Source organism: Enterobacter cloacae complex sp. 302F9, from assembly GCF_050030335.1.
GTDB classification, from domain to species: Bacteria; Pseudomonadota; Gammaproteobacteria; order Enterobacterales; family Enterobacteriaceae; genus Enterobacter; species Enterobacter hormaechei_C.
This window is the reverse complement of sequence record NZ_JBLGUC010000001.1, coordinates 498,632-520,123: the sequence shown is the minus strand read 5'-3', so window position 1 is coordinate 520,123 and position 21,492 is coordinate 498,632. Positions and strand designations below refer to the sequence as shown.

Genomic DNA, 21,492 nt, shown 5'->3' with positions numbered 1-21,492 from the left:
GAATATCGGCCGCTACCGGAAAATGTTTAGAGTTTAAGCAATTTCAGCATGTTATCGCTCTGTTAAAGATGTATTCACCCGGGTAACAGGCGAGCTCTGGCGGTTCTCCCACAGCACCGTCAGGCCGCGCTGGAGCGCGATAAAAATAAACAGCAGAATGCCGATGGCGATTTTGGTCCACCAGGAGCTGAGCGTGCCGTCGAAGTTGATATAGGTCTGAATCAGCCCCTGGATCGCCACGCCAAACAGCGTGCCGAGGACTGTCCCCACTCCGCCGCTGAGCAGCGTACCGCCAATCACTACCGAGGCAATGGCGTCCAGCTCAACGCCCACCCCCGCCAGGGCATAGCCTGCCTGGGTATAAACCGAGAATACAATCCCCGCGAGGGTGGCCAGCCCGGTCGAAAGCATGTAGATGCGAATAGTCGTGCTGCGCGTGGAAATTCCCATCAGGTTCGCGGACGTGGCGCTGCCGCCAATGGCATAAACCTGGTTACCAAATCGGGTACGGTGGGCGAGGAAGATCCCGATCACCACCACGCCCAGCATCAGCAGCCCCATTGCGCTCAGGCGCCCCCCGCCGGGAATTTTCCACGCCAGACTGGAGAGCGTGTCGTAGATCGGATGGTTAATTGGAATTGACTCCTCCGACACCAGATAGCTCACGCCGCGCAGGAAGAACATCCCGGCGAGGGTGATGATAAAGGCCGGGATTTTCAGCGCATCGATCAAAAGCCCCATAAAGGCGCCGAACGCGCAGCCCATGACCAGCACCAGCGGAAAAGCCAGCAGCGGCGAAATCCCCCAAAAGCCAATCGCCTTGGCAAGGAACACGCCGGTAAAGGCGATCACCGACCCAACGGAGAGGTCGATCCCGCCGGAGAGGATCACAAACGTCATGCCGACGGCGATAATGCCTAAAAAGGCATTGTCGGTCAGGATGTTGCAAATCACCCGCGTGGAGGCGAAGCCCGGGAACTGGGTCAGGCAATAGAGGTACCCCAGCACGAACACGCCCAGCGTGATCATTAACGGCAAATTACGTTTTATCATGACCGCGGTTCCCCTTAATGAGAGTGATAAAGCGCGGCGACTGCACGATAAGTACGATAAGCACCACGACCGCTTTGACGACCTGATTCAGCTCCGGCTGGAACCCGGAGAGCAAAATACCGGTATTCATACCCTGAATAATCAACGCCCCCACCACCGAGAGCAGCAGATTAAAACGTCCGCCCATCAGCGATCCACCGCCGATAACCACCGCGAGGATCGCATCCAGCTCGAGCCAGAGTCCGGCGTTATTGGCATCCGCTCCGCGAATATCGGCGGCCACGATCACCCCGGCAATCGCAGCACAGACGCCGCTCAGCACGTAAGTCAGCATCACCATCAGCCGCGTATTTACCCCGGCGTTTTTCGCGGCCCGAATGTTAATTCCCACCGCTTCGATGAACATCCCGAGCGCCGTTTTGCGGGTGAAAAGCCAGAACACCACCAGCGTCAACAGCGCGACGATCACCGGCGTCGGGAAGAACAGAAAATTACCGCTGCCGATCCACGCCAGGCTCGGGGAGTTAAAGGTGACGATTTGACCGGAGGTGATAAGCTGCGCCACACCGCGCCCGGCCACCATCAAAATCAACGTCGCGACAAACGGCTGGATCTTGAGCACCGCAACCAGAATGCCGTTCCATAGCCCGGCTAATACACCGGAACCCAGCGCGGCCAGCAGGACCACCGGCAGGCTGTGCCCGGCGACGGTCATCGAGGCGGCGGTGGCGCCCGCAATCGCCATTACCGCACCGACGGAGAGGTCGATCCCGCCGGTGGCAATGACCAGCGTCATACCAATCGCCAGCAGCGCCACGGGCGCGGCACGGTTTAAGATGTCGATCGGGCTACCAAACAGGCGGCCATCCTGCACGACGATCTGAAAGAAATGCGGAGCCACCAGGCTATCCACCAGCAGCACCAGCAGCAGCGCCACGATTTGCGGCGTGCCGGTCGGCCAGGTGAAGCGGCGCTTCGCTTCGCCAGTTTGCGAAAGAGAACGGGACATCACATTTGACTCCTTACGCCGCGATGGCATTCATGATCGCCGGAACCGACAGTTTATCCAGCGGGATCTCTGCCACCTGCCTGCGATCGCGCATGATGATGACGCGATCGGCATAGCCGACCAGCTCCTCCAGCTCAGATGAGATCACCAGCAGCGCCAGACCGTCGGCGCAGAGCGTTTCGATAAGCCGGATGATTTCGGCGTGCGCGCCCACGTCGATACCGCGCGTGGGCTCGTCGAGGATCAGGAATTGCGGCTTGGTGAGCAGCCAGCGCGAGAGGAGAACCTTCTGCTGGTTACCGCCCGAGAGGAACTCGATGGGCTGTTCCGCGCTCGGGGTACGTATACCGAGCTGGCGGATGAAGCGCTCGGCAATCGCGTTCTGCTCGCGCTTAGGGATCGGACGCAGCCAGCCGCGCTGGGCCTGTAGCGCCAGAATGATGTTTTCCCGCACCGAGGCGGCGGCAATAATCCCGTCCGTTTTCCTGTCCTCCGGGCAGAAGCCCACGCCGAGGCACGACGCCTGATGCGGTGAACGTAGCGTTTGTGGTTTGCCTTTGATCAGCGCCGTTCCGCTGTCGGCAGGTTTGATCCCGAAGATGACTTCGGCGGTTTCGGTGCGCCCGGAGCCTAACAGCCCCGCCAGACCCACAATTTCACCGGGGCGTACCTCGAGGTTAAACGGCGCGATGGTCCCTTTTCTGCCGTAATCGTGAAACGCGGCGATCGGTTTTTCGCTCAGCAGCGTACGGCCCGCGCGCTGAAGCGCGTTGGTCTCGAGTTCGCGGCCCAGCATCATTTTGACCAGCTCTATCTGCGGCAGCTCGCGGGTTTCCCGGCAGCCGACAAAGCTGCCGTTGCGCAGCACCGTTATACGGTCGCTCACCTCGTAAACCTGATCGAGGAAATGCGTCACGAAAATCAGGCTGACGCCCTGATTACGCAGCTGGCGCATCAGGGTAAAAAGCATCTCCACTTCCTGGGTATCGAGGCTGGCGGTGGGTTCATCGAGGATCAGCACTTTCGCCGAGAGATCGATAGCGCGACAGATCGCGACGATTTGCTGCATCGCCACGGAAAAACGGTTCAGCGGTTCGCGCACGTCGAGAGAGAAGCCATACGATTCCATCAGCTTCGCGGCGCGCGCTTCCATCTCTTTGCGGCGCAGCAGGCCAAAACGTCTGGGTTCGCGGCCAATAAACAGGTTATCCGCTACCGACATGTTTGGCAGCAGGTTCACTTCCTGGTAGACCGTGCCGATCCCCAGTTGCTGGGCATGCGCGGTGTTTTTGGGCGAAATGGCGTTACCTTCCAGCCAGATAGCGCCGCGATCGGCGTGATAGACCCCGGTCAGGGTTTTAATCAGCGTCGACTTCCCCGCCCCGTTTTCGCCGAGCAACGCCATGATCTCCCCACGCCGCAGGTTGAAATCAACGTTATCCAGCGCCTTAACGCCAGGGAAAAATTTACTCAGGCCCTCTGTGCGGAGGATTTCCTGGTGTTGTTCGGTGGTCATGGTTTCCCCCTGCATCAGGCCGGATGACGCTACGCTTATCCGGCCTACAAAAGAGCGTATCGTAGGCCGGGTAAGCGCAGCGCCACCCGGCAATTTCACTGGATCAGTAGCCCATATTTTTCTTCTTCTCTAACTCTTCTTTCGCCGTGTCCGGCAGGTAGAGCGTGGATTTGGTGATGGTCAACTTCTCAGGCTGGGTGCCGTCTTTCTTGAATTTCTCCAGCGCATCGAATGCCGGGCCCGCCATATTTGGCGTCAGCTCCACGCTGGCGTTCGCTTCGCCGTCAATCATCGCTTTGTAGATGTCCGGTACGCCGTCGATCGAGCCGGTGAGGATATCTTTGCCCGGCTTCAGGCCCGCTTCTTTGATGGCCTGGATGGCGCCGATCACCATGTCGTCGTTGTGGGCGTAAACCATGCAGATATTTTTGCCGTTATTTTCTGCCTTGATGAAGCTTTCCATGACCTCTTTACCCTTGCTGCGGGTGAAGTCGCCGGACTGAGAACGGATGATTTTGATGTTTGGTGCTTTGCCGATGGCCTCCGCGAAACCTTTCTTACGGTCGATAGCCACGCTCGCCCCGACGGTGCCCTGCAACTCAACCACGTTACACGGCTTGCCATCCACCTGCTTCACCAGCCAGTCACCAATCAGTTTGCCTTCCAGCACGTTATCGGCGGTGACGGTGGTCATATAGAGAGATTTGTCTTTTACGTCGATGGAACGGTCGAGCAGGAAGACCGGAATTTCAGCATCTTTGGCTTCCTTCAGCACCGGCTCCCAGCCCGTGGCGACAACCGGGGCAATAAAGATGGCATCCACGCCCTGAGCGATAAACGAGCGCACCGCTTTAATCTGGTTCTCTTGCTTTTGCTGACCATCGGCGATTTTCAGCGTAATACCGCGCTTTTCGGCCTCACTTTTCGCCACATTCGTTTCAGCGGCGCGCCAGCCAGATTCAGATCCGACCTGCGAAAATCCAACGGTTAAGGGTGCGGCCATCGCCATAGACGACATGGCTGCCGAAACTGCTGTAACAAGAAGTAAGCGCTTCCACATATGAACGTCCTCGTAGGGTAGGTTATTGTTGGTTAAAAGATGTTCCGCGGATGAACTATAGCCAATGGAATATGTTACGGATTGCGTTACATCACACTTCAGAAAAGTGAATAAAACGTTAATCACAAGTTTGTAATCGCTTTCATTTCAACATTTAAAATGCGGCTGAGTTTATGGATTATCCTGTCATGGAAACGGTCCGAAAAGTGAAGGCGCGAGGGAGAGAAGACGAAAACAGGCGGAGACTTTCAGCGCCAGTTGGCTATAATACCTGCCACTTGTTTACCATCCATTTTAAAGGACACCGACATGAGCTTACTCAACGTCCCTGCGGGTAAAGAACTGCCAGAAGACATCTACGTTGTGATCGAAATCCCGGCCAACGCAGATCCAATCAAATACGAAATCGACAAAGACACCGGTGCGCTGTTCGTTGACCGTTTCATGTCTACCGCCATGTTCTATCCGTGCAACTACGGCTACATCAACCACACTCTGTCTCTGGACGGTGACCCGGTTGACGTACTGGTTCCAACGCCATACCCATTGCAGCCAGGCTCCGTCATTCGCTGCCGTCCTGTTGGCGTGCTGAAAATGACTGACGAAGCGGGTGAAGATGCGAAACTGGTTGCCGTACCGCACACCAAGCTGAGCAAAGAGTACGATCACATTAAAGATGTGAACGACCTGCCAGAGCTGCTGAAAGCGCAGATCGCCCACTTCTTCGAGCACTACAAAGATCTCGAAAAAGGCAAATGGGTTAAAGTTGAAGGCTGGGATAACGCAGAAGCGGCGAAAGCAGAAATCATCGCCTCTTTCGAACGTGCTGCTAAGAAGTAATTCTTACTGCTGAGACTAAGCCCCGCGCGTCGGGGCTTTTTTGTGCCTGTCGCTCCAGGTAACCCGTGCGATTGGGGAGTATCGCCCGGCGGCGCTACGCTTGTACGGGCCTACGGCGCAAAACGACAACGCCACCTTACGGTGGCGTTGTCGTTTTTCAGAACTGGTCTCTGTCTAACCAGTTACCGCTTTCAATCAACGTTAACCCGTCGACCGAACGTTGGTACACGTACATCCATGCACTGCCGTAAGGCGTCTGGATCAACTGGCGAGCGTATTCACCGCCCCTGGTGCGCAAGGCATCAAGTTCGGCCAGCGTGGCATTATCAATACGATAAACCTCACCCTGTACCGTTCCGTTCCCCGGAACCGCGCCTGGATAGTGGCCCAGACTGTACAACTGGTAGTTTTCGATTGTGTAATTTCCCAGCAACTGGGCGTTGGTCATCCAGTGGCTGTTGCCTTGCCTGGTTCGTAAACTGCCGTAAACAAATATTCGCATTGCTAAAACTCAAACTGATAGAGCAGATCAAGTGCCTGGTCTACGCCGGACACTGCTTCCAGATATAGCTTAGGCATCAGGCGATAACGTAACGTGAGTGTAGCCAGTGAGTCAAAGATCCCCACGCCATATTTTACCTGTAGACCCGGCAGTACATAGCCGCTGACCACTACCTGCGAAGAGTCACCCACGCCCTGAGTGTCCAGCGCCAGATTGCTTACGCCAAACGTCTCGCCGATTTTACCCACAACCTGACCACTTTGTGCAACCCCCAGACCGACTAACATTGATGTCATTGCCGCACCATCGCCCTGTTGGCTATCCAGACCCTGGCCGCGAAGGAGGTAAGAGAGCGCTTCCTGTTGCGACATGGCCGGGTCAGAGAAGATCTCTGCCTTAGGTTCATCGGCGGAGCCCGTCACGCGCACGCCTGCAATCACATCATCTTCGGTGGCTTCCGGGTTACGGATCGCTTCGATATTGAGTACCGGCTGATCCGGTGGACCGGAGAACAGCAGCTCGCCTTTACGCACAATCAAATCCTGCCCGTAGGCATGGAAGCGCCCTTCAGGAATATTGATTTGTCCATTGAGGCCAAGTCCCTGTTGATCCTGCGCCACTTTCAGGTCACCCGTGAGTCTCGCCTTCAGCCCAAACGCGTCCAAACGCACGTTATTCCCCACGTGCACGATAAGATTACTATTGATCGGTATGCCAGCGCTCTTCTGTTCAACAGGTTTCAGATTTTCATTGAGCATAACTTCGTCACTGGAGACGCCAACCGCGCTTTCCGGCACCTCGTGAACCACGATGCGCGCCCACGGTACGTCAACACGGCCGTCCAGGGTGAAGAGACTCGGCGTTGCCTCAAAGACCACGTCTGGCGACACGTCCAGGCGCACCATCGGCGGTACCGTGATACGCACCCTGCTGCCCTTGGCCGCAATACGGGCGCGCCAGTTGTCGAGCTGGCTCCAGTCTGCGTCACCGCTCAGGTTGATTTGTCCCTGCTGCGTCAGCACTGAGCCACTGAGGGTTGAGCTTTGGCCGTTAAAGTTCATCGCCAGCTGGCTTGGCTGCATATCGAACGGCATAAAGTTACCGTCAATGTCCACACCGTTTAACCGCATCTGGCCAAACAGCTGTGGGCTTTGCGCATCCCCCGCCAGACGCAGGTTGGCGCTGAGCATCCCCGCCGCCTTTTCTCCCCGCGAGAAGATCGGATTCACCATCGCCAGGTTGAAGTTGCGAATATTGACGTTGCCGCCGAGATTGCGCCGCCCTTGCGGATCGGTAATTTGCACCTGTCCGTCAAACTGACCGTTGTTGGTCAGGCGGATCAGCCATCCCAGTTCAGCACGATTGTTACGCAGGTCAGCGTTCACATTCAGGGTGTCGAACGCCACCGGCAGCGGCGCGTCATTGACCTCCTGCGTCACCTTCACGTTACGCCCGGAGAGGGTAACGCTGCCCTGCGGCAGTCCCTCTTTGGTGGTGTCCCACGCGACGTCCGCTTTACCGCTGAAGACCCCGCTGGCCTGGGTGGTTTCCGGCATAAACGGTTTCAGCATCGCCAGGTCGAAACGGTTGAGGTTGATCTGCGCGCGTCCTTCCGCGCCCGCATCAATGGTCTGCGGCACGCACAGCTCAGCATTCGGGTTGGTCCAGCAGTGTGGCCCAATGCTGATCTTTTGCTCCGCGTTGCGGTAATCCAGCGCGACAGACCGCGACAGCACCAGCGGGCCGACCGGCGTGCTGAAGCGGGTGTTATCCAGCACGCCTTTCCAGCGCGTCGCCTGGCGGTCAAAACTGCCCGTCAGGTGCAGCTGCCCGGAGACCGGCTCGCCCTGCACGCGTAGCTGGAGATCGTGCTGCTTTTCGTTACCTTTTGCCGCCAGCGTGACCAGACTGATGTTCACGTCCGGCTGAGAGATACGCTCCACGCGCAGATCCAGGTTTCCGCCGATCTGATCGGTGGATTTCACGTCCCCCTCGACGCGTACGCGGGCAATAGAAAGTTCCTGCCAGCGCAGGTTATTGGCGGTGATGTCCGCCAGCAGCTGCGGCGCCTCCACCGTACCGCGAACCTTCACTAACCCCTTCGCCGTGCCGCCAAGACCCGGCAGGGCGTTATCAAGATTTGGCGCGTCGATGGTGGCATCCAGATTGAGGTCTTTCACGCCCAGCTCGCCTTTAATATCCGCCGTGTTGCGACCCAGCGCCACGTGCAGGCCCGGGATCACCCACTGGAGATAGCTGTTGCCCTTAAGCGAGCCCTCTACGTTGACTTTGTTCTGCTTCACGTTGCCAGTGAGCTTGAGTTCCGGCACGTCCATCTGCCAGGTGCCACCGTACAGGCTACCGCGGGTTTTGATCAGGCCATCCAGTTTTGACGGCCAGTCCGGGACCTCTTTAGCGGTGTTGATCCCGGTCAGCTTCAGCTCGCCGCGCCAGCTGATCGCCTGCTGCCAGTCGAGCAGCGCAGTCAGCTCGGTTTTTCCTTCCAGCGCCGCCACGGTCAGCTTGTCGAGGTTAACCTGCAACTCGTTACCCTTCGCATCCAGGGTGATATCGGCGGGCGGTACCCCCTGCCCCTTCACTGCCGTGCGGAACGACAGCGTGTAGTCGGTCATTTTGCCACTCAGCTTCAGCTTCAGATCGTCAGCCTGGAACTGTTTTTCGCCGGTGAACGGCCAGTAAAGCTGCTTGCTGACAACCTCAAGGTTGAGCGGTAAACCGGCCTCTGCCAGCTGGGTTTGCCCGCGCAGCACCATATCCACCGGGCCGGAGAGGTTCACGCCGAACTCCAGCTTCTCGCGCAGCGCGCCGCCGACTTTCACCTTCACCTTTTCGCCTTTCAGCGGATCGATGTTCAGGGCGCTGTTCAGCGTAATATCTACCGGCCAGTTGTCGCGCAGCAGCGCATTGCCTGAGGCGTTGACCGACCCCTGGTTAGTATCAATATCCAGCGCGTCGAGCTTCATGTTGCCGTCGATACTGCTGACTTTAAGCAGCATGTTGAAGACCGTCAGATCGGTATCGCCGGTCAGACGCAACTGCTCGCCCTTAAACTCTTCGATATTGAGGTTCAGCGGCAGATGCACATCGGTCATCTCCGGCAGAACCGGTTTCGAGAAGAGATCTTTCAGCGTTTCGCCCAGCGGTTTTTCTTCCGGCTGCGGGTTCTGGATCTTCGGCTCGACGATCTCTTCCTGCGCCACGTCGGCCACCTTCGGTAGCGCAATCAGCAGCCCTTGCAGGGAGGTTGGGGTCAGGGTGAGGTTTTTCTCCTGCCAGCGCAGACCGGAGGTGAAATCCATCACGGATACCGTCGTGTCGTCGATTTTGATATTCACGTTATCCAGTGCGACCCGGTAAAGCGCAATCGGGTACGGCGTGGAGAGGTTCAGCGGGCCGCTGTCCTCTTCTTCGACAGGCTCGGACTTCGGCATTTTTTTGGAATCTATCGCCACGTTAACGTCTTTTAGCGACAGATCGTTTACGCACAGCTGGCTGTCCCGCAGGCAGCCGAGCTTGACCGCCAGATGAAACTCGCCCGCATTCACCGCCACGCCGGGCTGTTCATAACGGATATTTTTCAGGCGCAGATCGCGCCAGCCGCCCGTTACCTGGCCGATTTCCAGCCCCGGCACCCAGCGGTTCGCGGCGTTAAACAGCAAATGCAGGCCCGTGGTGGTGCCCACCAGAAACGCCACCGTACCGAGCAGTAATACGATAAAAATCAGCACCCCGAGGCTTATCTTCTTCCATAAACTCATAATTCAGGCCCCAGACCGATGTAAAACTGTAAACCGTGTTCGTCTTTGTCGCCCACCGGAACGGCGAAATCGAGCTTGATGGGCCCGACCGGTGACTGCCAGCGCACGCCTACGCCCGCGCCGGTTTTGAAATCGCTGCGGCGGATATCGTTCACCGCTTCACCGCCGTCAACGAACATCGCTCCCCACCACTTGCCGCTGACGTTGTACTGGTACTCCAGCGAGCCAGTCGCCAGTTTTGACGCCCCGGTCAACTGGCCTTTGTCGTTTTCAGGTGAGATCGATTTGTACTTATACCCGCGAATGCTGCGGTCGCCCCCGGCGAAGAAGCGCAGATCCGGCGGGACGCGTTCGAAATCACCGGTTTCGATCCAGCCGAGATTACCGCGCATCACAAAGCGGTGTTTGTCGTACAGCGTGCGGATCCAGACGTTTTGCGCCTGAAAGACGGAGAAGTCTACGTCGGAGCCCCAGGCGGTGTTGGAGTAATCGATGGAGTAGCGCTGAGAATCGCCCCAGGTCGGCATCAGGCCACCGCGCGAGCGGGTACGGCTGATCATCACGCCCGGATAAAGCAGCATGGTGGTGTTGGTGACGTTTGCCTGGGTAAAGTGGTCGAGGCTCCAGCGCAGGTTAATGGCGCGCTGCCAGCCGCTGGAGAGATCCCAGAAGCGTGATACCGCAAGCGTCGTCGAGTCCTGCTCGGTATCGTTCAAATCGGTACGCTTAAAGCCGCCCTGCACGAGGTAGTATTGCTCAAGCGGATTTTTCAGCAGCGGCATTTTATAGCTGAAGTCCAGCTGCTGTTCAGGCGCAGACAGGCTGACGCTGGTGGTCAGGCTGTGGCCGTAGGAGTTCATCCACGGTTTTTTCCACGAGGCTTTCACGCGCGGGCCGACGTCCGTGGAGTAGCCGACACCGGTCTCAATGGTGTTCTCGGTGCGCGGAGAGACCACGCCATGCAGCGGTAACACTTTCGTTTTACGGGATTTATCAAATTCCGGCGCTACCACCACGGAGTTAAACCAGCCCGTCGCGGACAAACGACGGTTCAGCTCGCCCAGGTCGCTGGACTGGTAGTAGTCGCCCTTTTTAAACGGCACCAGATTTTGCAGATACTCGTCACGGATTTGCGATCCTTCGAAGGTCACATCGCCAAACCGGTAGCGCTCGCCGCTGTCGTAATCGATATCCCAGAATGCCTGACGTCGCTCAAGCGCAACGCCCAGCTGGCTTTTGTTGAACCGGCTGTCGAAGTAGCCTTTGCGCAGCGAAACGCTGGTTAAGGATTTTTTAAAACGATCGTAATCCCCGTGATTGAGCACGGTGCCCACTTTCGGACGGGTGCTGAGCAGATCCAGGTAGTCCCGATCGGTGCGCGCACCGCCGCGCAGCACCACGTTCGTGCCGCCAATCAGGACGGGTTCGCCCGGCGAGACGCGGGCAATCAACACCTGGCGTCCTTTCGCCGGCGGCGGGCGTAAATCGAAATCGATGGTGGGTTCGTAGTACCCCAACGCCTTTAAGCCTTCGCGGATGGCGTCATCCACGCGCGCGCGAAAACGCCGATCCGGCGTGACCTCATCGCTCTGGATAGTAGAAAGCTGCGCACGCACGTTTTTTTCCAGCGCCCCGGATAACCCCTCAACCTGCAAACGGACATTCGCCGCGCTGGCAATCCCGCTGGTCAGCAGTAAGCTGACTAAACATAACTGGCGGATCTTTGTCACGTTTTCTCCTGAATATCCCTGTTTCCACCCTGGAAGCAAATGCAGTGCCGCTCCGCGGCAAAATACGGCCTGAAAGCCAAAAACCCAAATTACGGGTTGAAAAAGGGTGTAACACCCAAATATTTCTTATGATTAAATCTAGACTCATTCATCGCATTTATTGTGTTCAATTAAACGCTTCGTGACAACCTTAACCGAAACAACGCTACCCGGGAGGCCCCACCGTGAGTTTATTCGATAAAAAGCATCTGGTATCACAAGCCGATGCGTTACCGGGACGCAACACCCCTATGCCAGTGGCAACATTACACGCCGTAAACAACCATTCAATGACAAACGTTCCTGATGGAATGGAGATCGCCCTGTTTGCCATGGGCTGCTTCTGGGGCGTAGAACGCCTGTTCTGGCAACTGCCGGGCGTGTACAGCACCGCTGCGGGCTACACCGGAGGATATACGCCTAACCCAACCTATCGCGAAGTCTGTTCCGGTGAGACCGGTCATGCTGAAGCGGTGCGTGTGGTGTATGACCCGAGCGTCATTAGCTATGAACAGCTGCTCCAGGTGTTCTGGGAAAACCATGACCCGGCGCAGGGCATGCGTCAGGGTAACGATCACGGCACCCAATACCGTTCGGCCATCTACCCGCTCACCCCAGAGCAGGAGGCCGCCGCCCACGCCAGCCTGACGCGTTTCCAGGAAGCGATGCAGGCGGCCGGTGATAAACGTCAGGTCACGACGGAAATCGCTACCGCGAAACCGTTCTACTATGCCGAAGACGACCACCAGCAGTACCTGCATAAAAATCCGTACGGCTACTGCGGTATCGGCGGCATTGGCGTTTGCCTGCCTCCCCAGCAGGCCTGATTACTGCAACAGCGCCACGCGAGCCGCGTGGCGCGTGGCATTACTCACCGAACCGTAATCAATGACTTTCCCCTGCAACAGCAGGTTAAACACTGGCGCCTGTGGTCGGTTGAGCCGCGTTTGCAGCAAATGCACCGCTTCTATACCCAAATCCCGACAGGGCACCGTGATCCCCGTAATGGGCTTTTCAAGCCGGTTTGCTAAATTCCACGCAAAATCGGTGGTGATGATGGAGATGTCTTCCGGCACGCGCAGCCCATGCCGCTGTAACGCCTTCAGCACACCCTCGGTCATGCTGGTGCTGTTGGGAAAAATGACCTCAGGCCACTGCGCTCTGTCGTGACGTAACAGCCACGCATCCAGCTCGCGCTCAGCCTCTTCAGCGGTAAACCACTCCGTGACCAGTAAATCCCGCTGCGGCTCAAACGCCACATGAAAATGCCGGTACGCTTCTTTAATTCCATCCAGCCGGGCATAGAGCGTGTCCCGGCGTAAACAGGTGATGGTCAGCACCCGGCGATGCCCCTGCTCGAAAAGATATTGCATCGTGGTAAAGCCGATTGCGCGATGATCGGGGGAAACCGAATCCAGCACCCGGTCTCGGTCAACGGAATTAATTAATACACAGGGTTTATTCAGCGTGCTGGCCAGCTTAAATATGGTGGAATCATCTGTACCAATGATAATTATTGCGTTAATATTTTTATGGCTTGCCTTTTCCATAAATAATTTCACGTCCGCATTTTGTTCCTCTAATCCGCAATAACTGATCCAGACATTATGTGGCGCGCTGGCTTCCGCAATGCCTTTGGTCACTTCCAGATAAAAAATATCCCCACGCCCCTGAAACGTTCTTTCAGGCGCAAATACAGCGATTCCGTTAATTAAAAGCCGTCCGCTCGCCATCGACTCCAGCACGCCAAGCTCCCGTGCGATGCGGACAATGGCTTCCCGGGCCTTATCGCTGGTATAAGACTTGCCGCTCAACACCCTGGAAACCGTGCTCACGGAATATCCCGTCAGGGATGCGATCTCCTCCATTTTTAACTTGCCCGGCATAGTGTGACCTCGCTCTCAATCAGTTTTTGCAAATATTTGCAGAAACAGCGCTTTGATTTTAAAACCAAATTTCAAAATGGTTGGAGTTTACTTATTCACCTTGCGAGTATTCTCACAAAAACACATTGTCGCTACGTCTCGCCTTTCCTATTTTTCGGTCATCACGCTTTTTGGCTGAAATTAAGGTGAGACATGGAGAAGGTACGTTTTGGCATTATTGGTATAGGTAATATCGGTACGGTCCACGCACGCTATTTACTGGCCGGAACCGTCAGCGACGCCTGCCTTACGGCGGTGTGCGATAACGCGCCGGAAAAGCATCCGGCCATTCGGCAGCTGGTTGGCGGCATTCCGCTGTTCAGTGATGCGCAGGAGATGCTCCAGAGCGGGCTTATCGATGCGGTCATTGTCGCCACGCCGCATTACGATCACCCGCACCTGTCGATGCTGGCGATGCGCCACGGCATTCATACCCTGTGTGAGAAGCCAGCAGGCGTCTACACCGCGCAGGTCCAGGAGATGAACGCCTGCGCCCGAGAGTGCGACGTGGTGTTCGGCATCATGTATAACCAGCGGCCCAACCCGCTGTATCAGAAAGTGAAAGATCTGATCGACAGCGGCGAGCTGGGCGAGATCCGCCGCTCCAACTGGATCATCACCAACTGGTATCGCTCGCAGAGTTACTACAACTCCGGCGGCTGGCGCGCCACCTGGAAAGGGGAAGGCGGCGGCGTGCTGCTCAACCAGGACCCGCACCAGCTCGATCTCTGGCAGTGGCTGGTGGGCATGCCGGTTCGTCTGCGCGCGTTTTGCCAGTTCGGTAAGCATCGCGATATCGAAGTGGAAGACGAGGTGACAGCCTACGCCGAATATGCCAGTGGCGCGACCGGCGTGTTCATCACCACCGTCGCGGAAACACCGGGTACCAACCGCCTGGAGATTGTCGGCGATCGCGGCAAAGTGGTCGTCGACGAGGGCAAACTGCGCTACTGGCGGCTGCGCGAATCGGAAACCGAGTTTAACGCTCGCTGGCAGAATGGCTTCGGTGAGCCGGAATGCTGGGAGGTTTCTGTCCCTGTTGCCCCGGAATACAGCGAGCACCACGTCATCACCGCCAACTTCTGCGCCGCCGTGCTGCGCGGCGAGCCGTTGATTGCACCGGGTCTGGACGGCATTCGCGGTTTAACCCTCTCTAACGCCATGCACCTCTCCACCTGGACGGACGACTGGGTTGAGCTACCGCTGAACGAAAAGCAATACCTGCGCCTGCTTCAGCAGCGCATCAGCACCTCTGTAGATAAAGGGGCCACCAGCATCACGCTGGATGCCGCGGGTACCTAGTAACACCGGAGAAAATCGATGTTAAATGTCGCCATTGTGGGAACAGGAAATATCTCCCATAACCATATTCAGGGTTATTTGCAGTTTGGACAGCGCTGCCGGATCGTTGCGCTGGTTGATATCTATCCGGAGAAAGCGGAAGAGAAAAAAGCGCGTTACGGCCTGACGGACGCCCGCGTGTACGCCAGCCACCGGCAGTTGCTGGAGGATGCGCTTCCCATCGATATCGTTGACGTCTGCACCCCGCCCTATGTCCATGCGGAGATCAGCATTGATGCGCTTCATGCCGGCTGCCATGTACTGTGTGAAAAACCGATGGCCGCCTCGCTGGAGGAGTGTGATGCGATGATCGCCGCCCAGCAGGCCAGCGGAAAAACGCTCTCCATTATTGCCCAGAACCGCTTTACCGATGCCTTCTGGCGCTTAAAAGCGGCGCTGGATTCCGGCCTCGCCGGAAAAATATGCCATGCGCAGGTGGATTCCTTCTGGTGGCGCGGACATTGCTACTACGACCTGTGGTGGCGCGGCACGTGGGAAAAGGAAGGGGGCGGCTGCACACTGAACCACGCGGTGCACCATATTGACGCCATTCAGTGGATGCTCGGCTTCCCGTCTGAGGTGGTGGCGATGATGACCAACGTGGCCCATGACAACGCCGAAGTGGAAGACCTTAGCGCCGCGATATTCAAATACCCCAGCGGCGCACTCACCCAGCTTACCGCCTCGGTAGTACACCACGGGGAAGATCAGAAGATCATTATCCAGGGTGATAAAGCGCGCATCTCCGCCCCATGGCAGGCTTATGCCAGCGTGAGTGCTGACAACGGCTTCCCGCAGGAGACCAATGATATTGAGCGAGAAGCCCTGCTTGATGCCGTTTTCCAGGCGACGCCCAGGCTCGAATGGACTCTGCACACCGGGCAGATTAACGACCTGCTTCAGAGCATTGAGCGCGGTACGGCCCCGCTGGTGGACGGCGTGCAGGGTAAGCGCTCGCTGGAGCTGATTACTGCGATGTATAAATCAGCCATTACCCGCAGTGTCGTTTCCCTGCCTGTTAGCCGCGATGATCCGTTTTACCGTACCGGCGGGACGAACGCTCTCGCCCCCCGTTTTTATGAAAAATCCGCAAGCGTCGCCAACTTCAGCGAAGTGGGCGCTATCCCTCTGGGTAAAGATCTGGATCGAGGACTGTAACCATGAACAAGAATGACGGAATGAACTACGCGCCGGTGGGCAAACCGCAGCCGGTGGTGCAGGCGGGTGAATTTGTATTTGCCGCCGCCGCGCTCGACCACGGCCATATCTACGGAATGTGTAATGGCCTGATTGAAGCAGGTGCCACGCTGAAGTGGGTTTACGATCCCGATCCGGCGAAAGTGGACACGTTTGTTCAGCAGTACCCGCAGGTGAAGGTGGCTGATTCCCTGGACGTTATTCTCGCCGATGACGACGTGCGCCTGGTGGCCGGGGCGGCCATCCCCTCCGAACGCTGTGCGCTGGGGCTGAAGGCGATGACGGCTGGCAAAGACTACTTCACGGACAAAGCGCCGCTCACCACCCTTGAACAGCTGGCAGACGCCAAAGCGATGGTGGAGAAAACCGGGAAAAAATACGCGGTCTACTACAGCGAGCGTCTGCACGTGGAAAGCGCGGTCTTTGCCGGGCAGCTGGTACAGCAAGGCGCCATTGGTCGCGTGGTGCAAACCCTGGGCATGGGGTCGCACCGGGAAGGGACTGGCCGCCCGGACTGGTTCTACGATCGTCGCTATTTCGGCGGCATCCTGTGCGACATCGGCAGCCACCAGATCGAGCAGTTTCTGTTTTATACCGGCAACCGCGACGCCACCGTGGTCGCCAGCCAGGTGCGCAACGTTAACCACCCGCAGTATCCCGCATTCGAAGATTTTGGCGACGCCATGCTCAAAGGAGAAAACGGCGCCAGCGGCTATTTCCGTTGTGACTGGTTCACTCCTGACGGGCTCTCCACCTGGGGCGATGGTCGCCTGACGCTGCTCGGTACCGACGGGTATATCGAGATCCGTAAATATGTCGATCTCACCCGGGGTGAGCAGGATGTCGTCTACCTCGTCAATAACGAGGGCGAGTTCCGCTATCCTGTGGCCGGGCAGGTTGGGTTCCCGTACTTTGGCGAACTGATCCTCGACTGCCTGCACCGCACCGAAAATGCCATGACTCAGGCGCATGCTTTCAAAGCTGCCGAACTGTGCGTGAAAGCACAAATGCTCGCAAACGCAGCTGACTAAGGGGACGACATGAACATCCTGAACACGGCGATTATCGGTGCCGGGGCTATTCACAGTTGCCATGTGAATGCCCTGAGGCAAATCCCCAATGTCGCGCTGCGCGCGCTGGTCGATATCGACAGCGTCAAAGGACTGAAGCTGGCGATGAACTATCAGTGCCGCTTTTATCAGGATTACCGGGAAATGCTGCTGGATGACAGCATCGACGTGGTGCATATCTGCACGCCCCACTTCGAGCACAAAAACATGATTCTGGCGGCGCTGGCCGCCGGGAAACATGTCTTTTGCGAAAAACCGGTGGGCATGAACAGCAGCGAGCTTGCCGACATTGCCTCTGCCGCCGCGCAGGCACCCGGCAGGCTCGGCGTCTGCTACCAGAACCGGCTCAATCCGACCAGCCTGCGCATTCGCAAGGAGCTGGCGGAAGGCGTACTGGGAAAGATGTTAAGTATCAAAGCTGTGCTGACCTGGTCCCGCTCGGGGGCGTATTACACGGAAAGCCCGTGGCGCGGGCAGCTGGCAACGGAAGGTGGAAGCCTGCTAATCAACCAGGCGATCCATACCCTCGATCTGATGCAGTGGTTTGCGGGTGGCGTCACGCGGCTGAAGGGGGTAGTCGACAGCGGGGAACTGGCTGACGTCACGCAAGGGGAAGACAGCGCGATGGCCACGCTTCACTTTACCAACGGTGCGCGCGGTCTGTTTTATGCCAGCAACTGCCACACCACGGATTCCCCCCTCTGTCTGGAGATCCACTGCGAGCGCGGCTCACTGCTGCTCAACGACAACACGCTCTGGCGCATAACGCCCGGCGAACGGTTTCGCCTGGAAAGCGATGCCTCTTCCGATGGCACCGCAAAAAGTTACTGGGGATTAGGACACCAGCAGGCGATCCGCCGTTTTTATCACGCCATTCATCACCCGGAGAGTACGGATTTTACCGATATTTGTACCGCCGGAAAATCACTCAAGATTGTGGAGGCTTTTTATCGGTCATCTCAGTTAAGACAATGGATAGATATTAATAATTAGAACGTCACGTGTAGTCCAGCAGTGCAATAAAAATACAACCTCTACATCTACCCTACACTGGATATTATTATGGTTAAACCAACTGAACGCAGAGTGGGTTATGGCGTGGCGCTTGGCTACGGCATAACCGACCTCTTTGGCGGAGGCGCTTTCGCCATTATCGGCACCTGGCTGTTATTTTTTTACACCACCTATTGCGGATTATCCGTCGTGGAAGCCGGCTCTATATTTGCTATTGCCCGCGTCATTGACGCGGTATTAAGCCCGATAATGGGTTACATCACCGACAATTTCGGCGACACCTGGCTTGGGCGTAAATTTGGCCGTCGTCGTTTCTTCTTATTACTCAGCTCTCCCTTAATGTTCCTCTATGCTCTGCTGTGGCTGACGGACATGGGTTACTGGTATTACCTGGGCACCTATCTTTCCATCGAACTGCTTTCAGCGATGGTGCTGGTGCCGTGGGAAACCCTCGCCGCGGAGATGACCAACCGCTATGAAGAGCGCAGCCGCCTGTCGGGCGTACGGATGATCTGCTCGCAATTGGGCGGTTTTCTTGCGGTGTCGGTTCCGGGCGTGATTATGCAATTTACCGGCAAAGATAATTCCTTTACCTACACGCTAACCGGACTGATATTTTCCTGCGTCTTTTGCATCGCGGTATTTATTACCTGGTACAGCACCTGGGAAGCAAAAGATGTGCATCAGGAGTATGACTTCAAAGTTGATACCCAGCGCAGCAGCGGAGTAATTAATCACCTCAAATATCTGGTGCTGGATCTCTTCTCTTCTTTTCGTATTCGCGCTTTTCGCCTGCATATTCTTATTTATATTTTCTCCTTCACCGCGATGGACGTATTTGGTTCAGTCTTTACCTATTACGTGGTGTATTGCCTGAGTCAGGATGCGGCAGCAGTGTCCGGCTGGCTAAGTATTGCGGCTTTTGCCTCCGTGCCCGGCACGTACGGATTTATGCTGTTACTCAACAGGCTGAACATGACCCCTTCCGCCGCACTGCGCCTTTCGTATAGCTGCATTTTCCTGGTGCTGGCATTCCTGTTTACGGTTTATCTCACCAAAACAGAGGTGCCAACGCTGCTGTTCTCCGCCGTCTTCATCCTGCTGGGTGCAGCCCGTTCCGGCCTCTATTACATTCCGTGGAATATTTATAGCTTTATTCCGGATATCGACGAGATCGTCACGCAGCAGCGCCGGGAAGGCATTTTCGCTGGCGTAATGGTGTTGACCCGCAAAAGCACCGTCGCCATGGCGATTATGATTATCGGCCTGGTGTTGCAGGAGTCCGGTTTTGTGAAAGGCAGTGGCGCACAGCCTGAAAGCGCGCTGGGAGCAATAATTGGCCTGATGATTTTTGCCACCGCCGCGCTGCTGGCAGTGAGCTTCTTCGCGACCTACAAATTTAAGCTGACCCGCGAGACGCATAAGGTGCTGCTCAAGGAGATCGCGCGTCGGAAGCTCGGTGGCGACTATCGCGACTGCGACGCCAGCACCCGCGTGGTCATCAAACAGCTGACAGGCTATGAGTACGATCAGGTCTGGGGCGGCGATGCCACACGCCTGGCTGTAGGCGAAAACTTATCCATCGTGAAATAGTCCTTCTCGCCGGATCGGCCCCATGCCGGTCCGGCTTTTTTTGCCGAAAACGTGACCTCTGGCAGATTTACACGTCTTTACGCTATACTACCGCTGAAATAATCGGCTCAACGCTACGAGCTGAGTTCAATGTGTCTTCACACGAATGGTATCAACTCCCCTTCTGAGGATCTGGCGAGAAGCCGGATAAACTATGTTAAACAGTATTTTAGTAATACTTTGTCTTATTGCCGTCAGTGCATTTTTCTCGATATCGGAGATCTCGCTGGCTGCCTCCCGTAAAATCAAACTGAAGCTGCTTGCCGACGAGGGCAACATCAACGCATCACGCATTCTGAAAATGCAGGAAAACCCCGGCATGTTCTTTACCGTGGTGCAGATTGGCCTGAACGCGGTCGCCATCCTTGGCGGTATCGTGGGCGATGCAGCGTTTTCTCCGGCGTTTTATAGCCTCTTTGTTAAGTACATGTCCGTAGAGCTGGCCGAGCAGCTGAGCTTCATCCTCTCCTTCTCCCTGGTCACCGGCTTGTTCATTTTATTCGCGGACCTGACCCCGAAACGCATCGGTATGATTGCGCCAGAAGCTGTGGCTTTGCGTATCATCAACCCGATGCGCTTCTGCCTGTACGTGTTCCGTCCGCTGGTGTGGTTCTTTAACGGCCTGGCGAACGTCATTTTCCGCATCTTCAAGCTGCCGATGGTGCGTAAAGACGACATCACCTCCGATGACATTTATGCCGTGGTGGAAGCCGGGGCGCTGGCAGGCGTGCTGCGCAAGCAGGAGCACGAGCTGATTGAGAACGTTTTCGAACTGGAATCCCGTACCGTGCCGTCCTCCATGACCGGCCGTGAAAACATCATCTGGTTCGATCTGCATGAAGACGAGCAGAGCCTGAAGACCAAGGTGGCGCAGCATCCGCACTCCAAGTTTCTGGTCTGTAACGAAGATATCGACCATATCATCGGCTATGTGGACTCCAAAGACCTGCTGAACCGCGTGCTGGCAAACCAGAGCCTGGCGCTGAACAGCGGCGTGCAGATCCGCAACACCCTGATAGTGCCGGACACCCTGACGCTCTCCGAAGCGCTGGAAAGTTTCAAAACCGCCGGGGAAGACTTCGCGGTGATCATGAACGAATACGCGCTGGTGGTGGGCATTATCACCCTCAACGACGTTATGACGACGCTGATGGGCGACCTGGTCGGCCAGGGGCTGGAAGAGCAGATTGTTCAGCGTGACGAAAATTCATGGCTCATCGATGGCGGTACGCCGATTGAAGACGTCATGCGCGTACTCGACATTGACGAGTTCCCGCAGTCCGGCAACTACGAGACCATCGGCGGCTTTATGATGTTTATGCTGCGTAAAATCCCGAAACGTACCGACTCGGTGAAGTTCTCCGGCTTCAAGTTTGAAGTGGTGGATATTGATAACTACCGCATCGACCAGCTGCTGGTAACGCGTATTGATAGCAAACCGACCGTGCTGGTGCCGAAACTGCCGGATGCCGAAGAGAAGGTGTCGGCGTAATCCTTTGTATGCCCCATAAACATCAACGGCTCCCATCGGGAGCCGTCTTTTTAACTACTACTGCATAGCACGTTGGTTAAGCCATCTCAGTTTGCAGACGCATAACCTGACGGTTGACTTCGGACATCACAGACAAGTGCTGTTTGTCCTTCACTTTTGGGATAAGGATTTTGCCCTTATCGAACTCAAAAGCGCCAACATCCTTGATGTACAACCGTCCACGGAACAGGATCTTCACGTACTTCGCCACCTGAAGCGGGTTGTAGCGTTGGAAAATTTTCATTCTTGTATCT

General features: G+C 56.4%; 17 protein-coding genes. 8 read left to right on the top strand and 9 right to left on the bottom strand.

Annotation, left to right across the window (positions count from 1 at the left end; genetic code table 11):
- Positions 1 to 51: 51 nt before the first annotated feature.
- The 4 genes from yjfF to ytfQ all read right to left on the bottom strand — a co-directional run bounded on the left by yjfF (position 52) and on the right by ytfQ (position 4,638).
- Positions 52 to 1,053 (bottom strand): galactofuranose ABC transporter, permease protein YjfF, encoded by a 1,002-nt coding sequence (gene yjfF, locus ACQG0T_RS02505; protein ID WP_017383921.1) that lies wholly within the window; start codon positions 1,051 to 1,053, stop codon positions 52 to 54.
- Positions 1,040 to 2,065, bottom strand: coding sequence for a galactofuranose ABC transporter, ATP-binding protein YtfT (gene ytfT / locus ACQG0T_RS02500; RefSeq protein WP_162780522.1), 1,026 nt, complete (start codon positions 2,063 to 2,065; stop codon positions 1,040 to 1,042). Before ytfT ends, yjfF begins: the two co-directional genes overlap by 14 nt.
- A 10-nt stretch (positions 2,066 to 2,075) precedes the next feature.
- Positions 2,076 to 3,578: a galactofuranose ABC transporter, ATP-binding protein YtfR gene (ytfR, locus tag ACQG0T_RS02495; RefSeq protein ID WP_059295289.1), complete on the bottom strand. Its 1,503-nt coding sequence runs from the start codon at positions 3,576 to 3,578 to the stop codon at positions 2,076 to 2,078.
- A gap of 103 nt (positions 3,579 to 3,681) precedes the next feature.
- A complete protein-coding gene (gene ytfQ, locus ACQG0T_RS02490; RefSeq protein WP_039271932.1) occupies positions 3,682 to 4,638 on the bottom strand; it encodes a galactofuranose ABC transporter substrate-binding protein YtfQ in 957 nt (318 codons plus the stop codon).
- A 309-nt stretch (positions 4,639 to 4,947) separates the two neighbouring features.
- Between ytfQ and ppa the strand changes: the two genes are divergently transcribed.
- The gene (gene ppa, locus ACQG0T_RS02485) at positions 4,948 to 5,478 is read left to right on the top strand and encodes an inorganic diphosphatase (protein WP_006810347.1); all 531 of its coding nucleotides are present in this window, start codon (positions 4,948 to 4,950) and stop codon (positions 5,476 to 5,478) included.
- 157 nt (positions 5,479 to 5,635) lie between these two features.
- On the opposite strand, the gene ACQG0T_RS02480 is transcribed toward ppa, so the two are convergent.
- Genes ACQG0T_RS02480 through tamA form a run of 3 tightly spaced genes read right to left on the bottom strand, consistent with a single transcriptional unit; the run spans position 5,636 to position 11,489 of the window.
- A complete protein-coding gene (locus ACQG0T_RS02480; protein ID WP_017383925.1) occupies positions 5,636 to 5,980 on the bottom strand; it encodes a gamma-glutamylcyclotransferase family protein in 345 nt (114 codons plus the stop codon).
- A 2-nt stretch (positions 5,981 to 5,982) separates the two neighbouring features.
- Positions 5,983 to 9,759 (bottom strand): autotransporter assembly complex protein TamB, encoded by a 3,777-nt coding sequence (gene tamB, locus ACQG0T_RS02475; RefSeq protein ID WP_057056940.1) that lies wholly within the window; start codon positions 9,757 to 9,759, stop codon positions 5,983 to 5,985.
- The gene (gene tamA, locus ACQG0T_RS02470) at positions 9,756 to 11,489 is read right to left on the bottom strand and encodes an autotransporter assembly complex protein TamA (protein WP_032647013.1); all 1,734 of its coding nucleotides are present in this window, start codon (positions 11,487 to 11,489) and stop codon (positions 9,756 to 9,758) included. Before tamA ends, tamB begins: the two co-directional genes overlap by 4 nt.
- A 224-nt stretch (positions 11,490 to 11,713) precedes the next feature.
- Between tamA and msrA the strand changes: the two genes are divergently transcribed.
- Positions 11,714 to 12,355: a peptide-methionine (S)-S-oxide reductase MsrA gene (gene msrA, locus ACQG0T_RS02465; protein ID WP_006810351.1), complete on the top strand. Its 642-nt coding sequence runs from the start codon at positions 11,714 to 11,716 to the stop codon at positions 12,353 to 12,355.
- Here msrA and ACQG0T_RS02460 read toward each other — a convergent pair whose 3' ends face one another.
- Positions 12,356 to 13,414, bottom strand: a complete 1,059-nt coding sequence (locus ACQG0T_RS02460) for a LacI family DNA-binding transcriptional regulator (RefSeq protein WP_039271936.1) — start codon at positions 13,412 to 13,414, stop codon at positions 12,356 to 12,358. It lies immediately after the preceding gene.
- 192 nt (positions 13,415 to 13,606) lie between these two features.
- Here ACQG0T_RS02460 and ACQG0T_RS02455 point away from each other — a divergent pair, with 192 nt between their 5' ends.
- From ACQG0T_RS02455 to ACQG0T_RS02430, 6 genes are all read left to right on the top strand, one after another.
- Positions 13,607 to 14,755 (top strand): Gfo/Idh/MocA family protein, encoded by a 1,149-nt coding sequence (locus tag ACQG0T_RS02455; RefSeq protein WP_271040532.1) that lies wholly within the window; start codon positions 13,607 to 13,609, stop codon positions 14,753 to 14,755.
- 18 nt (positions 14,756 to 14,773) lie between these two features.
- Positions 14,774 to 15,952 (top strand): Gfo/Idh/MocA family protein, encoded by a 1,179-nt coding sequence (locus ACQG0T_RS02450; protein ID WP_023302971.1) that lies wholly within the window; start codon positions 14,774 to 14,776, stop codon positions 15,950 to 15,952.
- A 2-nt stretch (positions 15,953 to 15,954) separates the two neighbouring features.
- Positions 15,955 to 17,022 carry a Gfo/Idh/MocA family protein gene (locus tag ACQG0T_RS02445; RefSeq protein WP_271040531.1) on the top strand — a complete coding sequence of 356 codons (1,068 nt, stop codon included), beginning with the start codon at positions 15,955 to 15,957 and terminating at the stop codon, positions 17,020 to 17,022.
- A 9-nt stretch (positions 17,023 to 17,031) separates the two neighbouring features.
- Positions 17,032 to 18,054 carry a Gfo/Idh/MocA family protein gene (locus tag ACQG0T_RS02440; protein ID WP_059295287.1) on the top strand — a complete coding sequence of 341 codons (1,023 nt, stop codon included), beginning with the start codon at positions 17,032 to 17,034 and terminating at the stop codon, positions 18,052 to 18,054.
- Between the two features lie 69 nt (positions 18,055 to 18,123).
- Positions 18,124 to 19,668: an MFS transporter gene (locus ACQG0T_RS02435; protein ID WP_059295286.1), complete on the top strand. Its 1,545-nt coding sequence runs from the start codon at positions 18,124 to 18,126 to the stop codon at positions 19,666 to 19,668.
- Positions 19,669 to 19,861: 193 nt separating this feature from the next.
- Complete coding sequence (locus tag ACQG0T_RS02430; protein ID WP_006810357.1) at positions 19,862 to 21,199, top strand: hemolysin family protein; 1,338 nt, start codon at positions 19,862 to 19,864, stop codon at positions 21,197 to 21,199.
- 76 nt (positions 21,200 to 21,275) lie between these two features.
- Here the strand turns inward: ACQG0T_RS02430 and ACQG0T_RS02425 are convergent, their stop codons facing one another.
- Positions 21,276 to 21,482, bottom strand: coding sequence for a DUF1107 domain-containing protein (locus tag ACQG0T_RS02425; RefSeq protein WP_003856054.1), 207 nt, complete (start codon positions 21,480 to 21,482; stop codon positions 21,276 to 21,278).
- Between the last annotated feature and the right edge of the window lie 10 nt (positions 21,483 to 21,492).

Excerpts from the sequence above, each read along its gene's own strand:
- yjfF (WP_017383921.1), bottom strand. The coding sequence starts at position 1,053 with ATGATAAAACGTAATTTGCCGTTAATGATCACGCTGGGCGTGTTCGTG.
- ytfR (WP_059295289.1), bottom strand. The coding sequence starts at position 3,578 with ATGACCACCGAACAACACCAGGAAATCCTCCGCACAGAGGGCCTGAGT.
- ytfQ (WP_039271932.1), bottom strand. The coding sequence starts at position 4,638 with ATGTGGAAGCGCTTACTTCTTGTTACAGCAGTTTCGGCAGCCATGTCG.
- ppa (WP_006810347.1), top strand. The coding sequence starts at position 4,948 with ATGAGCTTACTCAACGTCCCTGCGGGTAAAGAACTGCCAGAAGACATC.
- ACQG0T_RS02480 (WP_017383925.1), bottom strand. The coding sequence starts at position 5,980 with ATGCGAATATTTGTTTACGGCAGTTTACGAACCAGGCAAGGCAACAGC.
- tamB (WP_057056940.1), bottom strand. The coding sequence starts at position 9,759 with ATGAGTTTATGGAAGAAGATAAGCCTCGGGGTGCTGATTTTTATCGTA.
- ACQG0T_RS02460 (WP_039271936.1), bottom strand. The coding sequence starts at position 13,414 with ATGCCGGGCAAGTTAAAAATGGAGGAGATCGCATCCCTGACGGGATAT.
- ACQG0T_RS02455 (WP_271040532.1), top strand. The coding sequence starts at position 13,607 with ATGGAGAAGGTACGTTTTGGCATTATTGGTATAGGTAATATCGGTACG.
- ACQG0T_RS02450 (WP_023302971.1), top strand. The coding sequence starts at position 14,774 with ATGTTAAATGTCGCCATTGTGGGAACAGGAAATATCTCCCATAACCAT.
- ACQG0T_RS02445 (WP_271040531.1), top strand. The coding sequence starts at position 15,955 with ATGAACAAGAATGACGGAATGAACTACGCGCCGGTGGGCAAACCGCAG.
- ACQG0T_RS02440 (WP_059295287.1), top strand. The coding sequence starts at position 17,032 with ATGAACATCCTGAACACGGCGATTATCGGTGCCGGGGCTATTCACAGT.
- ACQG0T_RS02435 (WP_059295286.1), top strand. The coding sequence starts at position 18,124 with ATGGTTAAACCAACTGAACGCAGAGTGGGTTATGGCGTGGCGCTTGGC.
- ACQG0T_RS02430 (WP_006810357.1), top strand. The coding sequence starts at position 19,862 with ATGTTAAACAGTATTTTAGTAATACTTTGTCTTATTGCCGTCAGTGCA.
- ACQG0T_RS02425 (WP_003856054.1), bottom strand. The coding sequence starts at position 21,482 with ATGAAAATTTTCCAACGCTACAACCCGCTTCAGGTGGCGAAGTACGTG.